Here is a 14,844-nt window from a genome sequence, read left to right as displayed (position 1 = left end):
ATGCCCAATTACCCATGCCCAATTAATACATTTGAGATTCAATTTCGTCAAAAGTAACAAAACGTTCACCGGGCAACAAAACTGGCTGCGAAGCAAAAATTAGCTGGCCTCGATCGCTTCCTTGACTGACAACTACACCGGCCGGACGCTGCATCTGATCGGCATGCACTTTCAGATACATACCATAGGCCGATCGAGCAGCTCGGATCAAATCGGGAGCTAGCAAGCTGTGACGAGCGGAAGTTTCTCTCGTGGGTTGTGGGTTTGGCTGGTATGGGGTCACGGGAAACTTATCATAATGGTATAGGTCGAGCTATTGGTGTTGCCTCTAGATCGATCGAACTTACCCTATTTTTTAAGAATAAACTTAGGTGGAAATTATTAATACATTAACCTACAATCCTCCCTTGGCAGAGCTCGAACTGCGGCTGCGAGCGCTCCTGTCGGCCCAACTCTACGCTGCAGCGTGGGTAGATCCGTCCCCCGCAACGCTAATGAGGGTTTTCGAGCACCTACGCACTCTCCGCTACATCCTCCACTACTATGTACCCAGGCCGGTGTCCGAAGCTCCGCCCAACCCGGGCGAGGTGCGCTACCAGTGGCAAAGAGGCACCTTGCTGTTCACGGATTTGGCAGGGTTTACGTCGCTGTTGGAAGCGAATGCGGCCCTGGGGCGCAAGGGAGCTGAAACGCTGCTGGGCGTGATTAACGACTATTTTGCCTCGATGATTGAAATTGTCAGCAAATCGGGCGGGGATTTGCTGGAGTTTACCGGAGATGCGATGCTGGTGCAGTTTCTGTCAGGAATTCACCAAGAGGATACAGCGAGGGCGGTCCGGGCGGGTTTGCGGATGCAGCGGGCGATGGATGAATTTGCCAATATTGAAACGGCGCGGGGTGTTTTGTCTTTGAGGATGCGAGTGGGAATCCACTGCGGCCGCTACATTAGTGCTGACATCGGGACGCCGCTGCGGATGGCTCACGTACTGCTGGGGCATTCAGTGCAGCAAGCCAAGCAAGCTGAGGGTTCTGGGACTGTGGGCAGAGTGTGTTTGACTGAAACTGCTAAAGAGTCTTTGGGAGAGGAATTTCGTTTTGAACCCGGGAACTCGGGTTATTTTTTGGTGGCGGACGATTTAACGGACGATCGACTCGGAGAGTATGATATCACTTTGACTCGGCGGCGGATGCCGAGTTCGGTATTGCTCGATCGCAGCGTTGCGGGCTTGGTAAAAGAAATTGGGGAAGCTGTGACTCGGCTTGAACCCCTTGCTAGTTATATTCCCAAAACTATCCTGAGACTGCTGGTTGAAAATGCCGATCAGCGGAAAATTCCGCCGGATTTTCCTGAACCGACGGTGATGTTTGTCAACTTGATTGGTTTACCGGAGTCTGTGGAGAAAGCTTCGCCGGAGGAAGAAGTCAATCTGGTAGTGAGTTACTCTCGAGTTTTTGCGTCTATCGATGCTGTAGTGTCAGCTAAAGGGGGCGTGTTGCAAAAAGTAACGGCGCACTTAGACGGTTCGGATATGCTGATTTATTTTGGCGTGCCCGACGCTCACACGGATGACGCCAGCCGCGCCGCTAGTGCGGCGATTGCGATCCGAGAGATGATTACAGATTTGCCTCGGGTAATTATCGGGGGTAAAGAAATAAAAGTATGCTGTCAAATTGGGCTATCCCTGGGGCCGGTGTTTGCTGCTGAGGTTGGGGAACCGCGAGGCCGCAGGGAGTTTAATATCCTCGGGGATACGGTAAATACGGCTGCTCGGTTGATGAGCAAGGCGGGGGAAAACCAAATTTTGATTGCTGAAAGGGTGTATGAGTCGATCGGGCTAAACTTCATTTGCGAGGCTTTGGGAGTTGTTTCTCTCAAGGGCAAATCTGCTCTGACTCCGATTTTTGCTTTGCAAGGTGCCATAGGGGAGAAGGGAAAAGGGGGCATTTAAATAACGAAAGCTGGGTAATAGGTATGCAGGTTTTATGCTTCACAAATGCAAGTACAGCACAACCGCTTTCCACTCTGACTCCTAAATGTTTTTTTATAATGTTGGTGGTCCGATACATAATAAGAAAAACCGCCGCGCAAGTCAATCGATTTTAGATTTTAGATTTTAGATTTTAGATTGACCCCACGGATAAATGCTCTTTCTTGAGGATTTTCGAGTTTCGATTTTGGATTGATTCCACGGATAAATCACGTGGCGGGTACCACCTTTGAAATTCGCTTGTCACTCGCATAGACTAAACTCCGATCGATACTTCACCGTTCCGCTGCAATCCTGCAAAGCTCCACTTTCTAACTCCAACACCATAAAAGCTTCATCGGGCACATCATATTCACATCCCAAGCTCTTCCTACTAGCAGGAATGAACCCAAAACGCGAATAGAAATCTGGATGACCAAGCACAACCACTGCCTGAACTCCCGCTCGCCCGCACTCTTTTAAACCCTGCCGGATCATCCGCGTTCCTATAGCTTGTCGCTGATAGTTGGGAAGAACTGCCACTGGTGCCAACCCCAGAATCGACAAATTTTTAGAACATTTCCCTTCAACGGTAACCAAACTGAAGAAAAGGTGTCCGACAATGCGATCGGATTGCACGGCCACGAATGAAAATGTAGATCCACTTCCACGCAAGCGATCGACTAAGTTAGCCTCATTTTCCCGCCCGAATGCCACAATATTCAGGTTGCGAACTGCTTCTAAATCTTCTGGCTTTTCGGTACGGATATCCATAGCTTACATTGATTGATTGATAGTGGTGCGGACTAACAGGAATTATTGCGGCACAAGCCGACCGGAAGACAATCGCTTAATGCCCTCCATCGCTGTAGTTTCTCCGGCTTGGTCACCGCCCTCACGAGCCATTTTTAAAGCTCGCTCGTAGGATTCGAGAGCTTTAGCATATTGACCGAGACTTTCATGAATTGCGCCCATATTGTTGAGCAAGCGTCCGATACTTGTCTTGTCGCCGATTGCTTCTAACATTGGTATCGCTTGCTGAAAATAGATCAGCGCTTGAGTATCTTTACCGAGTTTGCGAGAGGTAAGTGCCATGTTGTTGAGGAGGCGGCCGACGCCAGCCCTGTCTCCAATTTCCCGCCGAATTGCTAAAGCTTGGTGGTAAAATTCCATCGCTCTATTAAAGTCGCCGATGTTGTAGTAGACGCCGCCCATGTTATTGAGGGTACGGCCTAAATCGCGCCGCTCGCCTTGGCGCGTGCGAATCGTGCGCGCTTGCTGGTAAAATTCGATCGCCTTGGCGTAATCTGCCTGTTCTGCGTACACGGCCGCGATGTTGTGGAGGGATTCTCCAATTTCAATTTGGTCGTTGGCAGTTTTGGCAAGTTCCAAAGCTTCTTGGTGCAGTTTCATCGCTTGGGAAAAATTGTCCGCAATTCGGTTGACGAAACCGATGAGATTGAGAGTGCGCGCGATACGAGATCCTTGGCCGATTTCTCGGTGAATCACTAAAGCTTGCCGCAAAACTTCCAAAGCTTTTGGCTGCGAACCCATTTCGGCGTAAACTTCCCCCATATTATTAAGGGTTTCTCCGATTCCGGGTTTGTCGCCTAGTTGCTTGCGAGCTGCCAAAACTTGCTCAAAAGTCTGGATTGCTTCTCGAAACAAACCCTCGCGGTGCTGTTTTACTCCTGTTTCAAAGAGTTTGTCTGCTTGCGTTTTGGAGTCTGTTGCCTGAGCCAGATCGATCGCTTGGGCGCGCCTGGCATTGATAATTGGGGCATAAGCCCGAGCGTCTGAAATTGCCAGCAAGCTGAGTGCGGGCGATAAGACAATACTTATAGCTGCGAGATAGCTGAAGTGGTAAGAGCGGCTGTGCACCGATCGAGTCCTCCAATAGCTAAGTGATAACTCTTAAGATAGAACTTTTTCGGATGTTCCTGCCGAATTTTTTCTCAATCGCTAGGTTCCGATACCAGTTTCAAAAAAGAAGGCAACTGTAGGCCCGTGCTCCAAACCCCTACACAATCAGTTATTCCCAATTCTTCAATCCCAAATCTAAAAATCTAAAATGGCAGGGCTTGGTTTTTGTCTTGCCAGACTGCCAGAATCAGCGGCATATTGTTGAGAGCGGATATGACAGCAAAGTTTTTGCTGGGTGGAAGCGATGCTTTTTCATGGCTTTGCAAGATGATATCCTGTTGGTCAATCGTGATCCAAGCAATTCCTGACAAAACTTGAATTTCTCGATGAGTTTGAGGCAATCTGTACACCTCGTTTTCCATCAGAATAATGCGATCCTCTTCGAGGGCTCCGCTAACGGGCGCTGCTAACTCGGAAATTTTTTGAAGCATAGTATCTCCTTTGAAATTAAATCTTCAAAAATCAAAAATTCACAATTATTGCCTCATCACTGAAATCTTTGCATTTGCCAAATTTTGTAAGAGCGGGCTCACCAATTTCAAACAACCTAAATAAACCCGCCCTCACACCACCGACAATCGACTATTGGCAGTAACGCCGATCGACCCAAGCGCGCATTTCATCCTCAGTTGCCACACAGGTAGAGCGACCTGTAGCTCGATCGCAACCGTGCCACCAAGTGTTACCGTCGCGATCTGATGTCTGCCAAATTCTCAAATCGTCCTCACCAGCAACGACGGAGAGGAAAAACTGCCCAATTTGATTAATCGCCCAAAAGACCGCAGCAGGGGCGAGGACTCCGGGCCATCGCTTTTTCTGCTTTTCCGATGGTTTAGCTCGATCGGCAATCGAAACAACTTTTATTTTTGGGGTATAGAGCTGATTTCTGCAAGTAGACATAGCCAGCACCTTCAAGTTATAATTTCTACAAAACTTGCGCCAGTAAAATTAGAAATTACAGCTTAAAACAGCCATATTTTCAGTGCAATTACTGCACAATATTGGTGTCGTGCAAGTTTTGTTAAAGTCTATCTGTTACCTGATAAATTAACCTTAACTCGGCGGCCATTGACAATCAAAGCATTGCTTGCATAGATTGTATGAATAAAATCGATAGATCGATCTAAGGCCTTGTGACAATTTGGAACTGGCACAAACGCTATGAACGAAATCAATACGCGGCGGATGAAACTCTCTCAAATTCAGGCTTTGATAGCAGTAGCAGACTGTGAAAACTTTAGCGGGGCGGCTTTGCAATTGGAACTGTCCCAGTCAGCAGTCAGCCACGCCATCGCCTGTTTAGAAACAGAATTGGGAGTGCAACTGTTCCACCGGGGGAGACACGGTGCTCAACTGACGCCGGTGGGGGAAAGGGTGCTGCTTCACGGGCGTCAAATAGCCCGCGCTTTAGAAATGATGGTCAAAGAAGCGGATTTAGAAAAAGGTTTGCAGGGAGGCCAGGTACGGATAGTTACTTTTCGGAGTGTCGCAACTCATATCCTACCGGGTATTATTGCTAAATTTCGCAGTTGCTTTCCCAAAATTGCGGTCAGCATTGCCGAAGTTTATTATACCCAAGCTGTGGAAGAGGCTTTGCGATCGGGCAAAGCAGACATCGGCTTTGTTTCCCTTCCCATCTCCGATGAATTTGAAACTAGAGAAATTTTGCGGGATAAATATGTTGTGTTGCTGCCGCCAACTGCCAAATTGTCAAGCGATAAGATTACCTGGAAAGAATTAGCGGCTTATCCGCTGATTATGCAGCCTGCAGAAAATCCTTGTTCTGTACCGCTTCGCAAATATTTAATAACTTTGGGGTTTCCCTTAAATATCGCTTACGAACTCAGCGAAGATTCAACTATTGTCAGCATGGTGATGCAAGGTTTGGGTGCAGCAATTCTTCCCCGTTTGGCGGCGGAACCGATACCTGCTGAGGTGAAAGTTTGCAGTTTACCTGTGGCTTTTGAAAGGGTAATTGGGGTGGCTGTTTTGAGGGATGCGCTGTTAGTTCCGGCCGTGTTTGCGTTTTTGGATGCAGTTAAAGGTGCGGCAGAGGTTGATAGTGAGGGCGAGTTTCCGATTAATCCTTCATGATAAACGTAAGTAAGTTGTTATTGGTTATTGGTTGGATTGGGATATTTTAACCGCAGATATCAGCGGATGAACACAGATGAACGCGGATGGGATTGTATCTGCGTTTATCTGCGTTCATCTGCGGTTAAAAAAAATCTTAACTCATAATTACCAATAACCAATAACATCAGTCAACTGTCAACTGCTACTGTTCTTTGCCGCAAAATAAATTCCGCTAGTGCTAAATCAACGGGGGTGGTGACTTTTAAGTTCGTCTCTTCCCCCTCGACAATTTGCACTGGTAAACCGCATTTTTCAAACAAAGCTGCATCGTCGGTAACTTCCCAACTTTTCTGTCGCCCTTTTTGGTGACACTGCTTTAACAATTTCACTTCAAATCCTTGGGGAGTCTGGGCTGCCCACAAATTGCGTCTGTCTGGGGTGTCTCGCACGATCCGACGCTCATCTACGACTTTAATCGTATCCTTGACGGGGACGGCGACTATCAAGCCCGGACAGCTTAAGAGGGCCTGTGCAGATCGATCGAACAATTCAGCAGTTGCCAAACACCTGGCGCCGTCGTGAATCAAGACTCGATCGGCATTTGGTGGCAAAGCCTGCAAACCGTTGTAAACTGACTCTTGCCTGGTGGCGCCTCCTTTAATCAGTTCCACGGGCATGACCAAAGATAAATCGCTCAGAATTGCTTGAAAATCAGGAAAATCGTCTGGCTGACCCATGATGCCAATCCAGCTAATGTGCCGCGAAGCTTCAGCAGCCGCCAAAGTCCAACTCAGCAAAGGTTTTCCCAGCAAAGTCAGCAGCAGTTTGTTCCGCTGACTCCCCATCCGTCGCCCCGAACCCGCTGCAGGAATTAATAAGTGCATTAACTAACCGTTCTTAACCCAACTAGGTATATATTAAGAGCGTCCTGTACTTTTGGGTCAGTTGTTTAGCTGTCAGCCAGTAGCTTTTAATGTCTAGACATACTATAAGCTGATAGCTGAAGGCCGATCGCACAGAGCTACTTCGATAGATAATAGCCGATCGTTTATGATGCGAATACTAGCACTTGTCCCAGGCGGGATTGGCGACCAAATTTTATTTTTCCCCACCCTCGATGACCTCAAGCAGTCTTATCCAGAGGCGCAAATTGATGTCATTGTGGAACCGAGGGCGAAGGGCGCTTACCGAGTCTGCAAGTCCGTCAAAGAAGTTTTGACGTACAATTTCAAAGACCGCAACGCTATGGCAGATTTGGGCAATTTACTGGGCGTAATTCGCGATCGCGAATACGATGCAGTTATTTCCTTAGGCCAGCGGTGGACTGTAGGGCTGCTGCTGTGGCTGACGGGCATTCCGCAGAGAGTTGGCTATTCGGGAACAGGCGGCGCTCGATTTCTCACCGCTGCCGTACCGCTCAAAACTGAACAGTACGCGGCTTCAATGTACCACGATTTGCTGCAAGGATTTAACATTAAAAATGCTTGTGGGCCGATCGCAATTAATGTACCTAAACAGGACATTCAGTGGGCGGAAGCCGAACAGCAGCGGTTGGGGGTAAAAGAAAGCGGTTACATTCTAATTCACGGCGGTTCGAGTCAGCTAGCTTTGTCTAAAGGTATTGACAAAATTTACCCTACAGACAACTGGAAGCAAATCATCCAAGACTGTCAGCAGCGCCAGCCGAATTTGCCGGTTGTTGTTGTGAAAGGCCCGGAGGATGAAGACTTCGTAACAAAGTTGGTGGAGTTATGTCCGAATGTAAAAGTTATCTCGCCGGATGATGTCGGCAAGTTGGCGGCGACTATTGCTGCTGCTAATTTGATGATATGTACTGACAGTGCGCCGATGCACTTAGCTGTGGCGGTTCAAACTTATACAATTGCTTTGTTCGGTCCGACTGAACCGGCGAAATTGCTGCCAAAGAGCGATCGATTTTTGGGCATTAAATCTCCTACTGGCAAAATGGCAGATATCTCTCCTCAAGAGGTTTTAAAGAAGGTTTGGGGCGGCTAAGAACTAGGATATCTAAGTCAGGACGCGACAGTGCCGTGTCCCTACAATTTAGCTGGTTTCCAGGCTCTGCCTGGGAACCCCTATCTAGAGGCTCTGCCTCGCTGCTTGTGTGCGCTTCACAGGAGGCTCTGCCTCGCTTGTCTGCGTCCCTAGAGATAGCCGGGGGACGAGGAAAGAAGTGGGGGATCTCAAACTCGATGTTAGTCTTCCAAATCATCCATTATCTGCTGCAACCCAGATTCGGCACCCTCAACTGTCACCATCGGTTTTTACCTATTTTTATCAAGTAATAAAGCTCTAAATTATACTTTTATAAAGTGGTTAATGCCTATGAGCTTAGTAAATTGCCCTTGCAGTGCGATCCTCTTCGAGGGCTTCGCTAACGGGCGGCTCGAACCTGTAACCGTAACCCCGAATTGTTTTAATAAACTGCGACCCAGTAGCATCAGTTTGAATCATTTTCTTGCGAATCTGAGCGATATGTACCCTAATAAGTTGGTCTTCTCCTGTGTCGTGGCAGTTCCACCCCCAGATTTTTTCGATTAGCTGTTGGCGACTGCAAGATTGACCGGGATGACTTGCCAAAAAATACAAGATATTAAATTCTAAGGGTGTTAACTTGATAATGCGATCGTTGAGTGTTGCTTCGCGAGACGCTGAATCGATCGCGAACCGATCGAATACAATACGTGATGAAGTGACACACCTCATGCGTCTCAACACAACTTCTATGCGAATTGCCAACTCTGCCAGGCCAAATGGTTTGCAGATATAGTCATCAGCACCTGCGGACAGGACTTTAAGTTTATCAGCTTCGTCGGTGCGGCTGCTTAGGACGATCGCAAAAACATTAGTACGGCGCTGCATTTCCAGGCAGAGGTGATAGCCTGTAGTATCCGGCAAATTCCAATCGAGGATTACTAGCACAGGCTTTAATTTCTCAAACAATGCTAAAGCCGTCTCGCCATCTGCTGCCGAATCTACTTGATACTTCTGAGTTAAAAAACGATGAACTAGACTGCGGATGGATGGGTCATCATCAACAACGAGAATCTTGGGAGTAGTATCAGCAATCATCACAAAAAAGTTCCTTTCTGTTGTCAAGGGAAGTGGCAATTTCAGAACAGCTTTAGTGAAGAGTAAAGCTCAAGTCGTTCCAATTAAACAGAGTTTTTTCAGGCAATTCTTCTTTCAGCTTAGTCTTGAGGTCAAAAGGCTTTCCCCAATCCCATATTTCGATCTCTAGGCGTTGGTTAAATACTGCGAGCGCCAGCTCGATTTTCGGAGTTTCCACTGACAGATTTTTGTGGGCGTGGCGAACAGCATTCGTAAACCCCTCGCACGCAGCAAGTTTACAAAGCTGCAAAACTGTTTCGGGAATGTCTAGAAGCTCTAACTGCTCGACCCACCATAAAACTTGAGTAACCGCCTCGAGTTCGCTATTTACTTGAAGCTTAATTTTGTGAAGTGGCTGGTTATAACTTGGCTCGGATTGGGAATTTCGTTGCTCTTGAAGCCAGTTAAAGCTATGTAAAAGGTCGATCGCACGCTTAAAAATACTAGCTTCAAAGCTAGGTTGGGGTGGTACTAGACCGGGCTGAAAATATTTGACAATTAACAGACAGTTTCGACCGGCAGACGTGCGGGTATAACTTAGCTCATCGGCAATTTTGCCAATAAGTTTTATACCTATTTTGCCTATTTGATCGATTTCGATAAAATCTTCGTCACCCTGCGAATTTTCTAAGTTAGAGTTCATAACGGTTTTCTCTGATAAATATTGAGCTTTTTTGTTTCTACAGATATCCTACTGAGGCAAAAAGGGAGAATGTAGACCAGAAAATGTGAGTTTTAATTTCCGATATCCCTAAAAATTAGGGCATATCGGGTCGGAGATTAAAACCTATCGAGCCCAGTCATGCAGAACTAATTAAAGAATGATTTGCAGATATAGTCATCTTTGCTAAAACATAAATTCTAGCTCTTTCAAACCGAACGTATCTTTTGATTGCGATTGGTCAACTTTAACTTGACTTGGGAAATTAAGAGGCTTGCCCCAATCCCAAATTTGAATTTCTATGCGTTCGTTAAAAACTGCGATCGCCAGATCTATCGGAGTATTTGATGGCATATTTTTGTGGTGGTGAATAGCATTGATAAACCCCTCCACCGTCGCAAGTTTACAAAGCTGCAAAACTTCTTGGGGAAGTGGTAGATTCTCTAACTGTTCGACCCACCATAAAACTTGAGTGACAGTGGCAATATCACTATTGAGCTGAAGAGTAATTTTTTGCAGTGGCTGGTTAGAACTGCGATCGGATTGGCTAGTTTTTTGCTCTTTAAGCCAGTTGAAAATGTTTAAAGTATCGGTTGCTCGCTTAAAACAATCAGCTTGAGTGCTAGGGTGAGGTAGTACAGGCTCAAAATATTTGACAATTAACAGACAGTTTCGACGGTCAGAAGTGTGGGTATAACTAAGCTCATCGGCAATTTGGCTAATAATTTTTATACCTATGCCAAGTGACGGAATTTCATCCATTTTACTATAATCTTCGTCTGGGTGTGAGTTTCCGAATAAGTTAAGATTCATTTCTAGTGACCTCTAATGTTTATCAAAAATTGCTTTTGTGCTTCCGATCAAATCATCGCATCACTTTAATGGAGTGAAGTTGGCCAGAGGTATAAACTTAGGTCTATTAGAGGTCGGTATAATCAAAGTATACTCAAGGTATAATTAAACTACTGTCATGCAGAGTCCCTATCCGTCGCAAAGCTCAGGACTGCGAAGCATCCCAGCCGTCTCAGAGCTCGTTGGCAAGGCTCAGGATGATTTAAGTGCATGACGCGTAAGTTGTAATAAAGTTAAATTAGGAGTTAACCTAGATGGATTGGCAAGAATTCCTTAGACGCGAATCTGGGATACATGGATTATCGATGGAACAAACCGACACATTATTAGCAGCACTCTTCTCTCCTGATAATTTTCCATTAAATCAGGCACAGCTTTCAATAAAATTCAGCATAGCTGAAGCTACTGTAAGCCAGCGGATGGGACAGATTTACAGGAAATTTGGAAAAAGTTTTCCTCAACTTCTTGACCAAAAGGGTGCAGGCAAATTGGATATTTTGTGTACAAAATTAAAAGAGAAGTATTATCAACAACCCGAACCAGTAGTTGCCACCCCAGATCCTAACTCATCTCCCTACCCTGAAGAATTTAGATCGTTAATAGAAGAAAAAATTCGGAGGTTTTGCGGTCGCGAATTTGTTTTTAATACTTTTCAGCAATTTATCACCGAAAATCCTCACGGTTATTTTACGATCGTCGGGGATGCGGGAATGGGCAAAAGCTCGATCGTTGCCAAATACGTCTCTGAACATAAATCTCCCTGCTATTTCAATATTCTCGTCGAACGCCGCAACAGACCAGAATTGTTTTTGAAGAGCATTCGCCGGCAATTAATAGACCGCTATCAATTGCCAAATTCAGAAGACGCCGATTTACCGACATTACTGGCAAAGGTGGCGGGAAAACTCACGGCGGGCGATCGTTTGGTAATTGCAATTGATGCACTGGATGAAGTCGAACAAGAACCGGGAGAAAATCTTTTACATTTACCGACAACTCTGCCCGATAACGTATATTTCCTGCTGACGAGGCGACCCTATAATCTCGGTCAAAGGCGGCTGACCGTATCTCCGGGAGTTCCGGTAAAAGAGCTAGATTTAAGAGATAACAAGTATGTTAATGATAATCAGGAGGATATCAAAGAATATATTCGCTTTGTTATCAATACCGATTCTGACTATCAAAATGGACTGAAAAACTGGATTCAAAGCCGCAGCATTGCCGAGACAGATTTTGTCGAACAAGTGGCAAAAAAGAGCGAAAACAATTTTATGTATTTGCGGTATGTTTTGCCCGCAATTGCTAAGGGCGATTACAATGACCTGAGTTTAAAGCAATTGCCAGATGGGCTGCGACAGTATTATCAAAGCCATTGGGTGCGGATGGGGATGGAAGCTAAGCCAGGACAATTGATGGAGAAGGTATTGTATATTTTACTAGAGATTGGCACGCCGATTCCCTGCGAGATGATTGCTGGAATTGCCAAGATGGATGAATGCGATGTGGGAAAGGTTTTAGAAGATAAGTGGGTTGAGTATTTGAAAAAGCAGGATGTAGACGGAGAAATGTGCTACACCATCTATCATGCTAGTTTCCTTGACTTTCTGAAAGGCAAACGGGAGATGGATTCAAAGCGGAAGATTTTTAAAGAAGTAAATCAACGGATTGCTGAGTATTTAGAAGAGGGGATGGCGTGAGATGGGAGAATTTGCTAGACAGTTAGCTGCCAAACCACTTTTCTATCAGCGTGCTTATCTGGGAAGTTTACTACCAAATTATGTCAAGTCAGGGAATTTAGAAAAGTATTATCAAACACTGACTGATTTTAACTTCCTGATGGCAAAGATTCAGCATCCTGAATTTGGGGTGCAGGCACTGATTGATGATTTTAATTTGGTTGACGCTTCAGCAGCATTAAGTCACCCACAATACAACCCAGAAAAAGTTAAAGAAGCGCTGAACTCGATTCAAGCGGTACTGTGGATGTCAGCCGATATTTGGGAGCGAGATAAGACGCAACTGGCAGGGCAATTGTTAGGCCGCTTACTGTACTTTGAAATTCCAGAGATTCAGGCAATGCTGGAGGTAGCAAAGCAGTGGAAAGCAGCACCTTGGTTGCGTCCTTTGACAGCCTGTTTAACTCCCCCTCACAGGGGATTGCTACGCACCGTCACAGGTCACAGCGAATTGGTAAAAGCAGTCGTTGTCACGGACGATGGCAAGCGGGCGATTTCTGGTTCATCGGACACCACCATCAAAGTCTGGGATTTAACAACTGGAAAGGAACACTTTACTCTCAAAGGTCACAACGACTCAGTAAAAGCAGTAGCTGTCACTGCTGATGACACGCGGGCGATCTCTGGTTCATCCGACAACACCCTCAAAGTCTGGGATTTAACAACTCGAAAGGAACAGTTTACTCTCAAAGGTCACAGCAACTCAGTAAAAGCAGTAGCCGTCACTGCTGATGACACGCGGGCAATTTCTGGTTCTTTGGACAACACCCTCAAAGTCTGGGATTTAACCACTGGAGATGAACAGTTTACTCTCAAAGGTCACAGCAATTCAGTATATGCAGTAGCCGTCACTGCTGATGGCACGCGGGCGCTTTCTTGTTCATCGGACAAAACCCTCAAAGTCTGGAATTTAACAACAGGAAACGAACTGTTTACTCTCAATGGTCACAGCGACTTGGTAAATATAGTAGCCGTCACTGCTGATGGCAAGCGAGCGATTTCTGGTTCAGATGACAATACTCTCAAAGTCTGGGATTTAACAACTGGAAACGAACTGTTTACTCTCAATGGTCACAGCGACTTGGTAAATATAGTAGCCGTCACTGCTGATGGCAAGCGAGCGATTTCTGGTTCAGATGACAATACTCTCAAAGTCTGGGATTTAACAACTGGAACCGAACTGTTTACTCTCAAACATCACAACGACTCGGTAAATATAGTAGCCGTCACTGCTGATGGCAAGCGAGCGATTTCTGGTTCAGCTGACAATACTCTCAAAGTCTGGGATTTGTCGAGTGGAAATGTCATTGCTAGTTTCACGGGTGAAAGCCCGATCGCCTGTTGCGCAATTGCACCCGATGGAGTCACAATTGTGGCAGGCGACGAATCCGGCCGCGTATATTTCCTGCGACTAGAAGGGATTGCTGAGTATTTAGAAAAGGGGATGGCGTGAGATGGGAGAATTTGCTGACAAGTTAGCGGCCAAACCACTTTTCTATCAACGTGCTTATCTGGGCAGTTTACTGCCAAATTATGTCAAGTCAGGGAATTTAGAAAAGTATTATCAAAGACTGACTGATTTTAACTTCCTGATGGCAAAGATTCAGCATCCTGAGTTTGGAGTACAGGCACTGATTGATGATTTTAATTTAGTAGACGATTCAGAAGCAGTAACTCACCGAGAGTACAACCCAGAAAAAGCGAAAGCCCTGAACTTGATTCAAAGGGTACTGTGGATGTCAGCCGATATTTTGGATCGAGATAAAACCAAACTGGCGGAACAATTGTTAGGGCGCTTACTGTACTTTGAAATGCCCGAGATTCAGGCAATGCTGGAGGTAGCCAAACAGTGGAAAGCAGCACCTTGGTTGCGTCCTTTGACAGCTTGTTTAACTCCGCCTCGCAGGGGACTACTACGCACCCTCGAAGGTCACAGCAACTCGGTAAATGCAGTAGCCGTCACGGAGGATGGCAAGCGGGCGATTTCTGGTTCAGGAGACAAAACCCTCAAAGTCTGGGATTTAACAACTGGAAAAGAAGAGTTTACTCTCAAAGGTCACAGCGACTGGGTAAATGCAGTAGCCGTCACTGCTGATGGTAAGCGCGCTATTTCTGGTTCAGATGACAAAACCCTCAAAGTCTGGGATTTAACAACTCGAAAGGAACTGTTTACTCTCAAAGGTCACAGCGACTCAGTATATGCAGTAGCCGTCACGGAGGATGGCAAGCGGGCGATTTCTGGTTCAAGAGACAAAACCCTCAAAGTCTGGGATTTAACAACTCGAAAGGAACACTTTACTCTCAATGGTCACACCAGTTCGGTATATGCAGTAGCCGTCACGGAGGATGGCAAGCGGGCGATTTCTGGTTCAGATGATAAAACCCTTAAAGTCTGGGATTTAACAACTCGAAAGGAACAGTTTACTCTCAATGGTCACACCAGTTCGGTATATGCAGTAGCCGTCACGGAGGATGGCAAGCGGGCGATTTCTGGTTC

14 protein-coding genes and 1 pseudogene are annotated in these 14,844 nt (G+C 46.1%); 6 read left to right on the top strand and 9 right to left on the bottom strand.

The features are described from left to right. Nucleotides 1-22 precede the first annotated feature (22 nt). Nucleotides 23-283, bottom strand: coding sequence for a hypothetical protein (locus tag QUB56_RS29425; RefSeq protein ID WP_332959859.1), 261 nt, complete (start codon nt 281-283; stop codon nt 23-25). A gap of 88 nt (nt 284-371) precedes the next feature. Here QUB56_RS29425 and QUB56_RS29420 point away from each other — a divergent pair, with 88 nt between their 5' ends. Continuing rightward, nucleotides 372-1,949, top strand: a complete 1,578-nt coding sequence (locus QUB56_RS29420) for an adenylate/guanylate cyclase domain-containing protein (RefSeq protein WP_332959858.1) — start codon at nt 372-374, stop codon at nt 1,947-1,949. Nucleotides 1,950-2,231: 282 nt separating this feature from the next. On the opposite strand, the gene QUB56_RS29415 is transcribed toward QUB56_RS29420, so the two are convergent. The 4 genes from QUB56_RS29415 to QUB56_RS29400 all read right to left on the bottom strand — a co-directional run bounded on the left by QUB56_RS29415 (nt 2,232) and on the right by QUB56_RS29400 (nt 4,790). After that, a complete protein-coding gene (locus QUB56_RS29415) occupies nt 2,232-2,741 on the bottom strand; it encodes an N-acetyltransferase (protein WP_332959857.1) in 510 nt (169 codons plus the stop codon). Between the two features lie 42 nt (nt 2,742-2,783). Then, complete coding sequence (locus QUB56_RS29410) at nt 2,784-3,848, bottom strand: tetratricopeptide repeat protein (RefSeq protein WP_332959856.1); 1,065 nt, start codon at nt 3,846-3,848, stop codon at nt 2,784-2,786. A gap of 185 nt (nt 3,849-4,033) precedes the next feature. Then, nucleotides 4,034-4,321, bottom strand: coding sequence for a hypothetical protein (locus QUB56_RS29405; RefSeq protein WP_332959854.1), 288 nt, complete (start codon nt 4,319-4,321; stop codon nt 4,034-4,036). 151 nt (nt 4,322-4,472) lie between these two features. Then, a complete protein-coding gene (locus tag QUB56_RS29400; RefSeq protein ID WP_332959853.1) occupies nt 4,473-4,790 on the bottom strand; it encodes a hypothetical protein in 318 nt (105 codons plus the stop codon). Between the two features lie 261 nt (nt 4,791-5,051). Between QUB56_RS29400 and QUB56_RS29395 the strand changes: the two genes are divergently transcribed. Beyond that, on the top strand, nt 5,052-5,984 hold the full coding sequence (locus QUB56_RS29395) for a LysR family transcriptional regulator (protein ID WP_332959852.1): 933 nt from the start codon (nt 5,052-5,054) through the stop codon (nt 5,982-5,984). 170 nt (nt 5,985-6,154) lie between these two features. Here QUB56_RS29395 and ispD read toward each other — a convergent pair whose 3' ends face one another. After that, the gene (gene ispD, locus QUB56_RS29390; protein ID WP_332959850.1) at nt 6,155-6,850 is read right to left on the bottom strand and encodes a 2-C-methyl-D-erythritol 4-phosphate cytidylyltransferase; all 696 of its coding nucleotides are present in this window, start codon (nt 6,848-6,850) and stop codon (nt 6,155-6,157) included. A 169-nt stretch (nt 6,851-7,019) separates the two neighbouring features. Between ispD and QUB56_RS29385 the strand changes: the two genes are divergently transcribed. After that, the gene (locus QUB56_RS29385; protein ID WP_332959879.1) at nt 7,020-7,982 is read left to right on the top strand and encodes a glycosyltransferase family 9 protein; all 963 of its coding nucleotides are present in this window, start codon (nt 7,020-7,022) and stop codon (nt 7,980-7,982) included. Nucleotides 7,983-8,318: 336 nt separating this feature from the next. Here QUB56_RS29385 and QUB56_RS29380 read toward each other — a convergent pair whose 3' ends face one another. From QUB56_RS29380 to QUB56_RS29370, 3 genes are all read right to left on the bottom strand, one after another. Continuing rightward, on the bottom strand, nt 8,319-9,059 hold the full coding sequence (locus tag QUB56_RS29380; RefSeq protein ID WP_332959849.1) for a response regulator transcription factor: 741 nt from the start codon (nt 9,057-9,059) through the stop codon (nt 8,319-8,321). A 52-nt stretch (nt 9,060-9,111) separates the two neighbouring features. Beyond that, entirely contained in the window at nt 9,112-9,741 is a 630-nt protein-coding gene (locus tag QUB56_RS29375; protein ID WP_332959848.1) for an ATP-binding protein, read from the bottom strand. Nucleotides 9,742-9,945: 204 nt separating this feature from the next. Continuing rightward, nucleotides 9,946-10,572, bottom strand: a complete 627-nt coding sequence (locus tag QUB56_RS29370) for an ATP-binding protein (RefSeq protein ID WP_332959846.1) — start codon at nt 10,570-10,572, stop codon at nt 9,946-9,948. Between the two features lie 293 nt (nt 10,573-10,865). Between QUB56_RS29370 and QUB56_RS29365 the strand changes: the two genes are divergently transcribed. From QUB56_RS29365 to QUB56_RS29355, 3 genes and pseudogenes are all read left to right on the top strand, one after another. Next, nucleotides 10,866-12,308: an AAA family ATPase gene (locus QUB56_RS29365; RefSeq protein WP_332959845.1), complete on the top strand. Its 1,443-nt coding sequence runs from the start codon at nt 10,866-10,868 to the stop codon at nt 12,306-12,308. 1 nt (nt 12,309) lies between these two features. Further along, a complete protein-coding gene (locus QUB56_RS29360) occupies nt 12,310-13,800 on the top strand; it encodes a WD40 repeat domain-containing protein (RefSeq protein WP_332959844.1) in 1,491 nt (496 codons plus the stop codon). A 1-nt stretch (nt 13,801) separates the two neighbouring features. Continuing rightward, nucleotides 13,802-14,844 (top strand): annotated as a pseudogene (locus tag QUB56_RS29355) (WD40 repeat domain-containing protein); the annotation flags it as partial.

Source organism: Microcoleus sp. AR_TQ3_B6 (assembly GCF_036702785.1).
Taxonomy (GTDB): domain Bacteria; phylum Cyanobacteriota; class Cyanobacteriia; order Cyanobacteriales; family Microcoleaceae; genus Microcoleus.
The sequence above is the reverse complement of the archived record's forward strand: the minus strand, read 5'-3'. Positions and strand labels throughout refer to the sequence as shown.

What these genes read in the sequence shown, in the direction of transcription:
- QUB56_RS29365 (WP_332959845.1), top strand. Translation starts at nt 10,866, where the DNA reads ATGGATTGGCAAGAATTCCTTAGACGCGAATCTGGGATACATGGATTA.
- QUB56_RS29400 (WP_332959853.1), bottom strand. Translation starts at nt 4,790, where the DNA reads ATGTCTACTTGCAGAAATCAGCTCTATACCCCAAAAATAAAAGTTGTT.
- QUB56_RS29370 (WP_332959846.1), bottom strand. Translation starts at nt 10,572, where the DNA reads ATGAATCTTAACTTATTCGGAAACTCACACCCAGACGAAGATTATAGT.
- QUB56_RS29395 (WP_332959852.1), top strand. Translation starts at nt 5,052, where the DNA reads ATGAACGAAATCAATACGCGGCGGATGAAACTCTCTCAAATTCAGGCT.
- ispD (WP_332959850.1), bottom strand. Translation starts at nt 6,850, where the DNA reads ATGCACTTATTAATTCCTGCAGCGGGTTCGGGGCGACGGATGGGGAGT.
- QUB56_RS29415 (WP_332959857.1), bottom strand. Translation starts at nt 2,741, where the DNA reads ATGGATATCCGTACCGAAAAGCCAGAAGATTTAGAAGCAGTTCGCAAC.
- QUB56_RS29375 (WP_332959848.1), bottom strand. Translation starts at nt 9,741, where the DNA reads ATGAACTCTAACTTAGAAAATTCGCAGGGTGACGAAGATTTTATCGAA.
- QUB56_RS29380 (WP_332959849.1), bottom strand. Translation starts at nt 9,059, where the DNA reads ATGATTGCTGATACTACTCCCAAGATTCTCGTTGTTGATGATGACCCA.
- QUB56_RS29405 (WP_332959854.1), bottom strand. Translation starts at nt 4,321, where the DNA reads ATGCTTCAAAAAATTTCCGAGTTAGCAGCGCCCGTTAGCGGAGCCCTC.
- QUB56_RS29360 (WP_332959844.1), top strand. Translation starts at nt 12,310, where the DNA reads ATGGGAGAATTTGCTAGACAGTTAGCTGCCAAACCACTTTTCTATCAG.
- QUB56_RS29385 (WP_332959879.1), top strand. Translation starts at nt 7,020, where the DNA reads ATGCGAATACTAGCACTTGTCCCAGGCGGGATTGGCGACCAAATTTTA.